This is a genomic window from Mycolicibacterium arcueilense (assembly GCF_058536225.1).
This window is the reverse complement of sequence record NZ_JBZTYL010000023.1, coordinates 18,437-30,902: the sequence shown is the minus strand read 5'-3', so window position 1 is coordinate 30,902 and position 12,466 is coordinate 18,437. Positions and strand designations below refer to the sequence as shown.

Sequence of the window (12,466 nt, the reverse complement as noted above, 5' to 3'; positions counted from 1 at the left end):
ACGGCGATCAACACACCGAAACGGAGGTCGCCTGAAACACCCCGATCCACAGGTATTGACAATTGCTCGGAAAGGAATTCACCGTTTCGCTGAGGTGGTCACCATCATCGAGGTCGCGCACGGGGCGCCGCTCATCTGTTGGGATTGAGCAACTCAGCGCAATCGTGTATCCGATTGATCACGTCGTCGAATGCAGGCGGGTTGGTTCCGTAATAGAGGGTGTCCATCGCTGTGTCGTGTTCCCTTCGCAGATCTGCCGCGAACTCGCCAGCTGGATCGAACGCCACCGAGGCAGCGAACCCCTCGGCGGGGACCGGGTGGTCGGGGGTGAAGTGCTGCGATACCTCGTACACGCTCGACAGGATGTCGCCGATACTCGTGGTGTCGGCGAGCAATGCGGTGACCATGTCCTGGCCTAGCAGTGCCCAGATGTCGTAGAACTGTCGGCCGATCCGCGGTAACCCGTGGGGTGTGTCGCGGCGGGCGGGATCGACTACAAAGTTGTTGACCCGCAACAGTTTCTCAATGAGGGTGCGGCCCGGGTGCAGGACTGTCACTGCGAACGGCTCCAGGTCATCCCATTCGCCGTCGACCGACCCCTGCAGCACCCGGGACAGCAGTGACTCTACTGTGGCATCCAGTGACGGTTTGGGACCGCCCGATTGGCCTAACTCGATGAGAACTGCTGTCGGGTCAGCAAGACCCTCGGCGCTGTCGGTGTAGTCCATCGGCAGCGTGAGATGAGCGTGGCTGTGCAAGGTTCCGAGGTGGCCGCCCGATTCCCGGCCAGTGCACAGGCCGCCGGTGGTGGACGCCGCGGTGTCCAGCATGGCTTTGAGCGCCTTCTTGGCAGCGTTCTTCGACGGGTACTCACCTACCACCAGGAGGTCGAGGTCTTCGGAGAACCGTTCGATGATGCGCAGCTTCTCCAAGCTGGTTCCGCCCTTGAACACGACCTCTTCCCCGTGGCGGGCCACGATCGTGCGCAGCACCTCGCAGATCCAGTAGTCCTTCTCCACGGCTAGCGGCTGCACGCCCAGGCGCTCCGCGGCGGCAGCGATTGTCGCGCTGAAGACCTCGGGATCTTCGCCGCGCCACAACGCCACGGTCAGGTAGCCAGACCCACCAGCGCCCGCGCCTCGGTGCGCGGATCGGCGGTAGGAACCTTCTCGGCTAGCTCCGCCAGCCCGGCATGACGCAGAAGGTGGCTCAGCCGCGCCCGCGCCGAGGGGGGCTCGGTGCCACTGGCATCAGCGAGCCTTGCGGCGTTGATGCCGCCCGAGCTGATCAGCTCGCGCAACCTGTCCATGGCCTGCTGTGGTCCGGTTTCGATGACGCGGTCCCATCCGTCGAGCACTTCCAGGGCCGCCACCTCAGTTTGGCTCAATTCGTAGTCAGCGCGGCCGTGGCGAGCCGAACGGTCCACGAACCGCACTGTTTCGGCGTCGGTTGGCGGGCGGGCGGGCACAGCGTATTCGGCCCGGCGGGAAATTTGGGTGGACAGCCTCAGGGCGTTAGCGGCCGACAACCCGGCCGGCCCGATACCTGCTTGGCCGGTCAGCTGCGCTGCCAGCGCCGCCGGCGAGGGCGGGGCCATGCCCAGCGGCGTCTTGGTTCCGCGCCAGTACAGGCCCTTGCGGATATGTCGCAGTTCACCCTGACGAACCAGCTCAGCGAGCAGGTGCTGCGTAGTCGAAGCTGGTGCGTTGATGTCGGTCGTCTTCCAGAATTGGTTACGGGAATCCAGCAAGGATCGACGGGCGTTCTGCGCGCCGCGGCGATCGTAGCTAGTGGGCATCAACACTCACCTCCTTCTCTGCAAGATGATACGAGAATCTGCCGATTCTTGCACCTGCATAGGCCTTGAACTGCATAAATGCAAGTTCCGACGCAATGGCAAGCCGCGGCGAGCTGCCCCCTCAGCCAAGGACAAGGGTGGCTCGGTCGCGCCGACACAGGATTCCGCGGCATCGCCAGCACCCGCCGGCGGGACTTCGTCGACATCCTGGCGCTCGGGGGCGGGCGGGCTTCGACAAGGCAGAGCTTCTCCGCGCGGCCCCGGGCCGTCGCGCTACCGCGTGGGGCGCGCCCACCGGCCAGCACAGGTGCCGTGGGGCCACGTGGCGGCGCAAGGAGGGCATCGAGCCCCGTTGGTCGTGTCCTTCCTCGACCCGTCTTTCCCCTCGGCCTCGGGTGGCCCGACAAGGAGCCGGCTCAGGGACGCGCGACTTACTGCCGCGCTTCACGCCACTTTAGGATCCGTTGACCTGGAATAGCCCGCCATGCTCCGGATTACGTCGCGGTGCGACTCCTTCAGCGATCAACTGCTTTGGACGCAAGTAGCCTTGCAGGCTCCGGTGGGGGCCATCGCCTCCGAGTGGGCCTGGGACGAACGGGAGGTCTTGAGAGATCCCGAGGGCTTCGAAAGAAAGTGCTTGTGCGGTTTCCGGTGGGTTTTCTTGTTGCACTGACGATCAGCTCCGTTCCAGCCTTATGGCTGCAGGGTTTGCATCGGATTGCGTCGACGTTTATGGGCGTTTCAGGCCGTTGAAGTGTGCTACTTGGATCACCGGGGGGCTACCGTTGGCGGCCGGGGGGACCAGATCTGAGATCAGGTAGCCGCGGCCGGGGACCAGGAAGTTCGCTGTGCGGACGTCGCGGATCTTGATTCTGTCGTCGCCGCAGGCCAGGGACAGGATGTGCGCCCGCACTTCGTCGAGGGCGGCGATCGGTGACGCCGTACGCGCGCTATCGGCGTTGTATCCGCGGTGGGTTGCGGTCGCGATGACGCGGATGTCGACACGGGTTCTGAGTCTGATGATCTCGGCGAGCAGGCTGGCTGCTTTTGGTGAGGGTCCTTGGTTGTCGCGGTATCCGTCGATGTTGTCGACGAGGACGAACAGTGTGGGTCCGTCAAAGAAGGTCTGTTGTTCTTCGACGGTTTCGTCGAGGTCTGTGCCGGATTCGGCCCGACGGTTGGCTTCGTTGAGCACTGCGTTGAGGATGCGTTGGGTGTCTTCGCGGTCGCCGTAGGCACCCAGATAGTGCTCGCGTTCGAGGAATCGGCGTTCGCGAGCCAGTCCCCCGCGCTCGTCGAGGATGATGATCTTGGCTTCGTGGGGCGCGAACGATCCGAGAATGCCCGCGATGATCGTGCGTAGCAATGTTGTTCGCCCCGACTGCGGGCGACCTAGGACGAGTGAGTGGGGGCAGTAGAGCATTGGGTGCGGATTCCATGGGAGTCCGGCGATGGTCATGTCGACATTGTTGAGGCCCAGTGGGATTTCGATGTTGCGTTGTGGGCGGCCGGGCAGTGGCGTCTTGCGCATTTGGGTCTGGCGCCATGCGGGCCACATTTGTTGGAATGGCAGGTCAGTAGGCAGAGGCTTGAGGACGGGGATTCGTTGGTCTGGTGTGGCGGCCTGACTGATTCCTGCGCAGAGCTCGCTGATGTCGTCGCTATAGTCGCGGGCTTCTAGGTGTTCGATCTCCGCGACGGTGGGCTCTGGAATGTCGTGGGTTACCGGCACGGCGAAACGCGCCTTTAGAACGTCGTGTTTGCCGGATCCGTTGTGTGTGCGGGGGGACAGGGTGAGTCCCGGCTGGCTGCCGGGGTAGGCCTTGAGGATCTTTTTGGCTTCAGAGCCGGCGTCCGGTAGTTGTTCGGCGCCGCGCAGGTAGAACGGGCTGACGGCTTTCTGGGCGACCTGGGGAAGGTCGATAGCGGAGTTGTCGGTTGTGATGGCGAAGTGCACGCCAAATGAGGGGCCGGCTTCGATGAGGCTGCCTAGACCGGTGACCCATCCGTGAGTCGCTTGGTCTTGCTTGAGTTCGGTTTGCAATGAGATCCAGCCGTCGATCGCGACGAACAGATAGCCGTAGGGGTCGGCTGGTTGGGGGTTCTTCTCGCGCCATTGGAGGTATTCTGCTGTCGAGGTTAGCGAGTGCGTTGCGAAGAGCCTTGAACGCAGGGTGAATACGCGTTGGATCTCCGAGAAGATGCGTTCACGCATGTCAGTGTTGCCGCGGTTAGCGTATCCGGCAACATTGGGTAGATCACGAGTCAGCGCGAGTCGACCACCTTGATCGACGATCACCCAGGACAGCATCCGTGGGGCGTGGCGCAGCGCCGAGGTGACGATCATCGTGGTAAGTGCAACCGTGCGCCCTGACTTGGCGGTGCCCGAGACAACCACGCTGCCTGCGTTGGTGGTGAAATCGGTACTCAGCACCGACTGAGTGTGATCCATGGGGTGATCGACAACGCCGAGCGGGAACATCAGGTCGGTCAGGCCGCTTGCCGGCTGCAATGCACCGAAGGCCTTGAGCTGGTGCAGAGTTACCGTTTTGCGCAACGGCGGCGTCCACATGTCGTGCAGATCGACATCGACCGGGACCGAAAGTCCCTTGACGAGAAGTGAGATTTCTGACCTGTCAGTCCGGATCTGACCATCGTTGGCGGGCCCAGTGTTTGAAGGTGTTGGTGCCGACGATGACGTGTCATCGTCGCTGTCCCATTCGTTAGCAAGAGTGAAGGCGCTCAGCGAACCGGACGGAGCTGGTCCGGTACTGGCTTTTGGCGCACCGGGTTTGCGGTACTCGGCGAGGTTGTTGGCCGCACGCAGATGAACGGGGTCACTTCCGGAGAACTTCCAGAAAATGTGTCCGCCTTTGACGTAGTTCTTCACGCGCTGCTTCACGACGTTGTCCTCGGCCGACTCGTCGCCGATGACGATGCGGGACAGAGTGGGGCTGTTGACTACCAGAGAGCTTTTGAAGTTCATCTCCGCGTACAGCGCGGGCTGGTTCTGCAGGAACTGCAGTTCCTGTGACGCCAACTGAATCCACACACCGCAGGAGCGGCCCTGTTTGACGATGTAGGTGAACACTTTGGTGAATTCACTGCCGTAGTGGTCATTGAAGATCGAAGCTTCGTCGATCAGCACGATCAGGATGGGCAGTGGCTTGAGTTCGTTGCGATATTTCGGCATTTCGCGGAACTGCAGGTATTTTCCTGCGTCCGGCAAGCCGATGCCGAGACGGTGCTGCTCAGCAGCGAGCAATCGCTTGCGTCGCTCGATTTCGCCGAGCAGTGTCGCCGCGAGGCGGTCGAGGATCTCAGGATCGCCTGTGTCGTTGACCATTCCGCGTATGTGTGGAATGGTGTGGAACCCGAGAAATGATGCCTCGCCTTTGAAGTCAATGATCATGAAGTTGACTTTGTCCGGCGGATGCCAAGCGCAGGTGGACAGCACGAAGTTTTCCAGCCAGATCGATTTTCCGGATCCCGACTGCCCCTGGTATGCGCCGTGGACACCTTCGCCGCCGTAGTTGCCGGAGCCCAGGTCACGTATATACGGTGTGCCGGTTGGTGTGCCGTCGCGGTACAGAGTGCCCAGTGGCACCTCCATACGCGGGTCGAATCTGCGTCTTTCCCACAGCGCTTCTGGTGAAAAGTTATCCAGGTCGTCAATGCCTAGGAGTTCGGACAAACGCAGGTCGCGATTGTTCTTCGACAGTGCTTCGGTGTCGATAATGGCTTCACCAGGATTGGCCTCGCGGTATCGGGCCATTCTCCGAGCGAAGGCTTCGGCGGCCGAACGCGACATCCCGTCAACGGCCGCAACTTCCGATTGTGGTGGTGCAGTGAGAATTCCCTGCTTGTTCACAACCAGGTATCGCGTTTTGTCTGAATCCAATGCCGAGGTCATAGAACGCTCCGTCTCGGGTGATGTCACATCAATAGCGGCAGATCTTTCCCAAGTCTAAGTGTTGGATTGCACCTCGAGTCCGCTTGCGATCACCAGGCAAAGTCGGGGCGCTACGGGGAGCTGCCTTTGGCTTTTACCTCATTGTCGCGGCGACGGCAATCGTTGTAGACCTCCACGGCAAGTGCTTGCACCTGCTTTTTGTCGGTGACCACGGGGCCGCTACTGGCCAGATCGATGACGGTGGATCTCGCGGCGACTAGGTAGGGCGTGTAATCAGTTTGGGGGTCGACACTTTGAGCGATCTCGATGTCAGAGGCTGTGGGGCGGATCATGTGGTCACGCAGATAGCCGTCCCATTCTGGCCAGGAGGGTTGCCAGAGTTCCTGCACGTGACTCCACCGGTAGAGCAGGTAGGCCGAGGCGGGCATGATTGTTGCGTTCGGCGGTATCTCGGCGATGATCCGCTGCGCTTCGGGGGTGTAGCGCCGATCGACGACAGCCGTTGAGCCTGAGAGGCACTCAGCGCGTTGCGCCGGCAAGTTGGGTGCGCCGCCGCGAAGGTAGGACGCGAGCTGGCGCGCAGCGTCAAGGGGGGCGGTGATGGTGTATATCGCTGCCAATGCGACTAGGGCTGCGGCGAAAGGTATTGCAGCCGATAGGAGCAGTTTGAACCGCAGAACGACGAACAGTCGCGCGGCTGCGCCGCGGCCCAACCGTAGTGCCAACGTCAAGGGGTTGAGTGTGGCGAGGAGCCGATTCATCGGCGGGCGAACGCTTGCGCCAAGAGCGCCTTCTCGGCGGAGTTGAACTCCCACCGCACTTTCACATCGTTATCTCCAGTGCGTACGTGCAAGATGCCTGGGGTTGAACTGGCGTCGATGAGGTAGCGAGGACGCTGTTCGATCATGTATTCGGTCCACACGATGCGCACTGGTGCGGTTGTGTGGCGCTCGTCGCCGAGGGAGGTGATGGTGATGTCTGGGCGCTCGTGCGTGCTGATGCCCGCGTGGCGTAGCCCACGAGCTATGGGCCCCAATTCGGGGGCGCGCACGTCGACGCGTAGGCCGAGCGTGGCGGACCTGACTAGCAGTAGTTCTATTGCTTGGCGTGAGCCGACGATCCATAGTGGTTCGTCGCAGGCGACGGTGGTGTCGAGCCATACGCGCTTGGCGCCGTCGAGCGTGTAACCGAGGTAGATGCCGACGCCGCCGGGGGTTGTGTGCGCGGTGGTGACGGCGTCAACGGGCACAGTCGCTTTGGGGACTGCGGTGACGGGTGGGGGCACTGCCAGTGGCACTGCGGTGGTCGCGATCGCCGCGTGCTGGCCGTATTCCCGGCGCAGACCGCTAGCTTCGGCGAGGTCGACGGTGTCGAGGCGCTCTACGCGGTTGCAGTAGAACCGTTCGATGTGGTCGGTACTGGGGCTGGCCGGGGTCATCCTGGTGATGTTCACGCAGACTTCGGTGGTGGCTCGTAGCCAGTCACCGTGGGTGCGATCGGTGGATTGTGCAGTGGGGGTGAATGCGACCAGGTGCGGGGCGCCTTTGCCGGCGTGGGTGAATCCCTCTTCTGCGATAGCATCCGCGCCGAGTAGTGCGACGATGTGTCGGTGTAGTTGCGCTGCTTGCGATTTGGACAGTTTTCGCGCGACGAAGCCTTGTAGGGCGATTGCTCTGTGTGCGCGTGAGGAGGCGATCTGCAGGGCGCGGGCCATGCCGGATGCCAATGTTGCTCGGGGGTCTGAGTAGGTGTCGATTTGGCGGGCGGCGATGCTGTTCGCCGATGTTGCTGTGTCCAGAGTGACGCGTAGGTAGGTGCGTCCGTAGGCGATGGCGTTGATCGGGCCGGTGGTGGTGAAAGCGACCTTGGCTAGGTCGTTTTGGTGAGCGTAGGTGTAGCCGATCGTGACACAGGTGAGGTCGTGCAGCTGGATGTCGAATTGGCGCAGTTCGTGGCGGATCGGATCGAGGTCGAGCGTTGGCGATGACCACACGTCGTTCTCGTCGAGGATGTTGGCGGAGAAGGGTTTCGGGGTGACTTCGATGAGGATGGTGGCGTGGCCGGTGGTGTGGTCCCACAGGATTGCGGTGTTGTTGTGGGAGAGGATCTGGGTCAGTCGTGGTATGCGTTGTGTGCAGCTGCGCCGGTGGGAGAGCCAGCCTCCGATGGTCCGGTCTCGGTAGGTGATGATGAGCGCTGCCAGCGAGGCGAGGGCTGCGGCAGCGGTGAGGTAGCCGGTGTAGGGCCAGTGCGTTGTTGCGGTGAGTGCGAAGTGTAATGCTGTCGCTGCGGCCATGACGGTGATCGCTTTGCCTACGGTGGGCGTTGTGAGTCCGAAGTGCATTGCTATTTCGCTTTCTTGCGGCGGGCCAGTCCGACGATGTAGGCCGCGGCCAGTACGACAGCGGCCACGGCGATCGCGGCGATAGCTACCGTGCGGGCCAGGGTGTCCGGCGCCGGTGGGAGCGCGTAGGGTTCGGCCGCTTTGGGCGGGATGCCGGCCGCGACGATCGGACCTGGGTCGAGCTTGTTGGTTAGGGCTGCGACCGGGTCAGCAATTCCTGTACCCAAGATGTTGGTGATGGTGTTCGCTGGGCTGTGGGCTGTGCGTTTGATCCGGGCGATGACCTGGTTGGCGGTCAGTTGCGGGTGCAGCTCACGGATGAGCGCTGCCAGACCGGACACGTAGGCCGCTGCGTAGCTAGTGCCGTTGATCGGGACTGGGTTGCCGTCTTGGACTAGAGCGTTGACCAGCGCTCCGGGTTGCGGCTCGGTGGGGTCGAGGGACGCGATCTCGGCGGCAGGAGCCGCGACGCCAACCCAGGGTCCTGGCATGGAGTTGGCATAGGGATCGCCGGTGAGGTTGGTTCCGCCCACTGAGAGCACGAATGCGTCGAAATACGATGGTATTGATACTGATTGGGCTTGTGTCCAGTTGCGTGGGTCGGCTGGCTCGTTCGGGTTGTATTCGGGGTTTGGTTTGCAGGTGCTGCCTCCGGTGTTTCCGGCGGCCGCGACGATGACCACGTTTTTGACCACGGCCGCGTAGTAGAGTGCGCCAGCCAAGGTGCGCAGGTCTGGGAGGTGACCGGCGTCCACGCAGGCTGTCAGCGACATGTTTATGACGGTGGCCCCGAGGTTGGCTGCGTGGACGATCGCTTTGGCCAGGGTGAGCAGGTTGGCCGCGCTCTTGTCCGCGGGTGTGAGGTTTTGGGTCTCAGGTGTGTTGTCCACGGCGTATTGGCCTGAGGTTTGCCGTATTGACAGGATCGTGGCTCCGGGAGCGATGCCCACGAACCCGTCGTTGACCGAGGGTTGGCCGGCGATGATTCCGGCGACGAGGGTGCCGTGGTGGTCGCAGTCTTGCAGGCCGTCGGTCGTTCCGACGTAGTCCCCTCCTGGAATCAGGTTAGGAATTCGGGTGACGCGTTGCACTCCGGAGTCGATGACAGCGACGGTCTGCCCGTCGCCGCGGGCGAAGGTGTGCAGCTGAGTGGTGTTGAACGCCTCTTGGGCTGGGATGGTCTCGAACTGGGAGTTTTCCAGGATTGCCGACTGCCCGCATTCGTGAGTTTGCTTCATCGGGTACACCGGCGCGGGTTCGGTGTCGGGTGGGGCGATGTCGGCGGTGGGGTCGAAAGACCAGGGGGTGGTCGCTTCGGCCAGCCCAGGTGCGCACAGTGCGAGTGCCACCAGTACCGCAGTGGCGGCGGCGAGTAGTTTTCTCACGTCCGTCACCAGGCCCGGAAGATGCTGAACAGGCCCATGAACGAGTATCCGAGGATGACATAGGGCGTGAAGTACACCCACCATTCGAAGATGTCGATTGCGCGCTTGGTGCTGTTGCTGTTCAGCGATACCTGGCGGATTGAGACTATGACGGCTAGAGCAGCCGTCAGGGTCAGTGCCGCGAGGATGATGGCCACGTTGAGGTGCAGGCCGGCAGCGGTCACTGAGCCTGCCAGAAAGGCGATGGCCGTGGCTGTCGCAGCGATCCAGTAGGCGGTTTGCAGCAGCGCGTCGCCGCTGCACAGACCGCGGAACATCAGTGCAGTGGCCACCAGCACGACGAAAATAGCTGTGAGCCACCATGATCCGTGTGGATATAGGCCGACGAAGAAGGCCGATCCGGCGATGACCATGCAGAATCCGATGGTGACCGCCAAGATCGCGTAGCGCGACGCGGCGACCCGCTCTTTCTGATGGAAGATCGAGTCGAGGGTTTCGTCCTTGCTGGTCATCAGCGGAAGCTTGGATACGTCACCTTTGAGGTTCTTGATGTAGGACTCACCGTTGGCTGCGATGTAGGGCAGGTTGATCTTTGCCAGGCCCAGCGCGATTTGGGATGAGAACGCCAACGCCAGCAGCCCCAGTGCCATGGATTGGGCTGCGATGACCATGTGTGGCCAGGTGTAGGCGCATGACAGCAGCGGTGCCACTGCCGCCAGTATCGCTGCGGAAGCGACGGTTACGTGCACGAGTGGGTAGCGTTTTGTTGCCGCATAGATGATCACTGAAAGCGTGGCCAGCACCACGGAAGCCAAGATGATCGTGTAGATCGATAGTGCTCGCGGGATCGCCGTCGCTGCGGCGCCGGCGATCAGTCCGTATCCCAGCCAGAAGCCCCAGCGCGGCACTGATGCCGTTTGGGGATCGTCGCCGTAGTCGCAGACGAAGGTGATTGCAAAAACCAGCGCGGCCACGGCGGCCAGGCCCCCGACGATGCTGTATCGAGCTAATGCCGGCATGTGGGGGTTGTGGGCGACGTAGGTAACCAGGCCTGTCACGGCCAAGGCGGCGCATACCAGCAGTACGACTGTGGACAGGGGCCGAGAGTAGCGTTCCGACCAGGCCGCGAACTGGGATGTCTGCAGTTTGGCGATGAACTCGGCGTGGTCGTCGATCAGCTCTGGGTAGACCTCCGTGGGGTTACCTTTGTGGAGGTATATCCGGTCGCCGGAACGTATTCCGGCGTCGTTGAGAGTCCCGTCGGCCGGAATCGCCTGTCCGCCGAAGCGCTCTAAGTGCCAGGCCACTGTGCGTTCGGCAAAGAAGTTGGTTTCGCGGCCGGTCTTGTTCAGAGCGTCGCGATAGTTCGTGACTAAGTCGGACATGATTGCCGAGACTGTCGTGTGCAACGGCAATGTCATGTCGATGGAGTGACGTGGGATGGTCACTGACACGTTCACTCTGTCTTCATCGTTGAGGGTTGTTGACACTGTCAGTGGGCTTCCTGTTCGGCACTGGTGTGGTTGGGTTTGCGCCTGACCGGTGGCGCCTCAAATCCCATTTTTTCGAGCGCTTTTCGAGTGATGATCCGTTCGGCGAGCACTTTGTCGTACTCGTCCCGGTACTCGCTGTCGGCGCCGGCGAGATCGTCATCAAGCTCGGTCAATGCTGCGGACTCCTGTTCGCGCAGGGATGCGATTTCCTCTTCGAGCTCGCTGGTCTGATCGTGTAGAAGCCCATTGTATTGCTGTTGCACACGCAAACGTTCGTTCTCATTGTGTTCTTTGGCGTTGCGGCGCAGTTCTTTTGCCTTGGCGTCCGCGTCTGCCAAGATCTTGGCTGCCTGTTCTGAAGCATCGGCACGGCGCTGTCTGGATTCGTCGGCGAGTTGTTTGAAGGCGTGTTTCTTCTGCGTCTTGACGTCCTCCCGGACGTTGCGCAGTTTCTCTGTGGCGACGGTGATCCGGTCTTGTATCGGACCCAGTGGCCCTAGGGTGGCCGATCGAATCTGGTCCCGTCGGCCGGCAGCGCCACCCAGTCGGTCACGCACTTCGTGCATATACGCTTCGATGTCCATCTTCGCTCCCTTTGGTGTGTTCAGTGCTGGGCAGTTCGGTCGGGAAGTTTGTCCATCAGCAGTGCGGCGGCTCGTTCGAATTGCCGCCTGGTGTCCTTGCGCAGCAGAGACAGGTTGATCTCTCCCCCGGCGGCCAGATGGGGATCCAGCGGGATGTCAACCAAGCAGGTCGATGGATCGTTCTGTGGCGATAGTTCGCGCACGAGTACGTTCTTGGTGGCGTTGACGTTGATGACGACTTCTTTGCCCGGGGCTGCGTCGTTCCACAGCAGTACCGTGCGGGTGAGCAGGTACTTGTATTTGGAGTCGCGTAGAAGGTCGATGAAGCGTTTGACGTTGTCGATGCTGATCGAGTTCGGTGTGGTGACCAGTACCACCGCGTGTGCTGATTGGATTGCCGGCCAGAATGTCGGTACCCGACGGTCTGGGCTCATGTCGACCAGGTTGACCATGTACTCCCTGTGCAGTGCACCCAAGATTGTTCCGAATTCGTCTGCAGCGAGTTCGTAGTCTTGGTAGTGCTGGGCAGCCACGAGCGCTTGAAGGCCGGCGGGGTTGGAGTACAGCTGAACCTGGATTTCGCTGCCCGAGAGCTTGCGGGTGTTGACCGAACTCAGGAACAGCCGGGTGTCGGACGTGACGGCTCGGTTCTGTTCGACGGGCATCCGCCGGCGAAGCGAGCCATCTGTGGCGCTGTCGAATGCGACGACGTCACTGACATCGCGGTGGTGGGCCAGCGTGGAGCCGATCGCGATGGTTGAAGTGGACTTGCCCACTCCGCCCTTGAGGCTGACGACGACGACGTTCTGCGGGTAGGCCAGTTTCCTCTTCATGCGCAGCACGTCGCGGTCGTAGTCGAGCTCACGTGCCGACTTGGGCAGCTTGATGCCGATCTTGGCCACCCCGCCACGCCAACCCTGCTTGGGCCCGGTTCGTTCGGCGGCCGCGG

General features: G+C 61.9%; 9 protein-coding genes. All 9 read right to left on the bottom strand.

The features are described 5' to 3' along the window. Positions 1-131: 131 nt before the first annotated feature. Positions 132-1,106, bottom strand: coding sequence for a nucleotidyl transferase AbiEii/AbiGii toxin family protein (locus AC4LGL_RS22975; protein ID WP_491840794.1), 975 nt, complete (start codon positions 1,104-1,106; stop codon positions 132-134). Between the two features lie 2 nt (positions 1,107-1,108). Then, positions 1,109-1,798: a hypothetical protein gene (locus AC4LGL_RS22970; protein ID WP_491840793.1), complete on the bottom strand. Its 690-nt coding sequence runs from the start codon at positions 1,796-1,798 to the stop codon at positions 1,109-1,111. Positions 1,799-2,528: 730 nt separating this feature from the next. Further along, positions 2,529-5,711: an FtsK/SpoIIIE domain-containing protein gene (locus AC4LGL_RS22965; RefSeq protein WP_491840792.1), complete on the bottom strand. Its 3,183-nt coding sequence runs from the start codon at positions 5,709-5,711 to the stop codon at positions 2,529-2,531. Between the two features lie 110 nt (positions 5,712-5,821). Further along, positions 5,822-6,442 (bottom strand): hypothetical protein, encoded by a 621-nt coding sequence (locus AC4LGL_RS22960; RefSeq protein WP_491840791.1) that lies wholly within the window; start codon positions 6,440-6,442, stop codon positions 5,822-5,824. 26 nt (positions 6,443-6,468) lie between these two features. Continuing rightward, positions 6,469-8,007 carry a type VII secretion EccE family protein gene (locus tag AC4LGL_RS22955; RefSeq protein ID WP_491840790.1) on the bottom strand — a complete coding sequence of 513 codons (1,539 nt, stop codon included), beginning with the start codon at positions 8,005-8,007 and terminating at the stop codon, positions 6,469-6,471. A gap of 50 nt (positions 8,008-8,057) precedes the next feature. Beyond that, positions 8,058-9,440, bottom strand: coding sequence for a type VII secretion-associated serine protease mycosin (mycP, locus tag AC4LGL_RS22950; protein ID WP_491840789.1), 1,383 nt, complete (start codon positions 9,438-9,440; stop codon positions 8,058-8,060). A gap of 5 nt (positions 9,441-9,445) precedes the next feature. Beyond that, on the bottom strand, positions 9,446-10,930 hold the full coding sequence (gene eccD, locus AC4LGL_RS22945) for a type VII secretion integral membrane protein EccD (protein WP_491840788.1): 1,485 nt from the start codon (positions 10,928-10,930) through the stop codon (positions 9,446-9,448). Positions 10,931-10,932: 2 nt separating this feature from the next. Further along, positions 10,933-11,517: a hypothetical protein gene (locus AC4LGL_RS22940; RefSeq protein ID WP_491840787.1), complete on the bottom strand. Its 585-nt coding sequence runs from the start codon at positions 11,515-11,517 to the stop codon at positions 10,933-10,935. 20 nt (positions 11,518-11,537) lie between these two features. Further along, entirely contained in the window at positions 11,538-12,419 is an 882-nt protein-coding gene (locus AC4LGL_RS22935; RefSeq protein WP_491840786.1) for a MinD/ParA family ATP-binding protein, read from the bottom strand. Positions 12,420-12,466 lie beyond the last annotated feature (47 nt).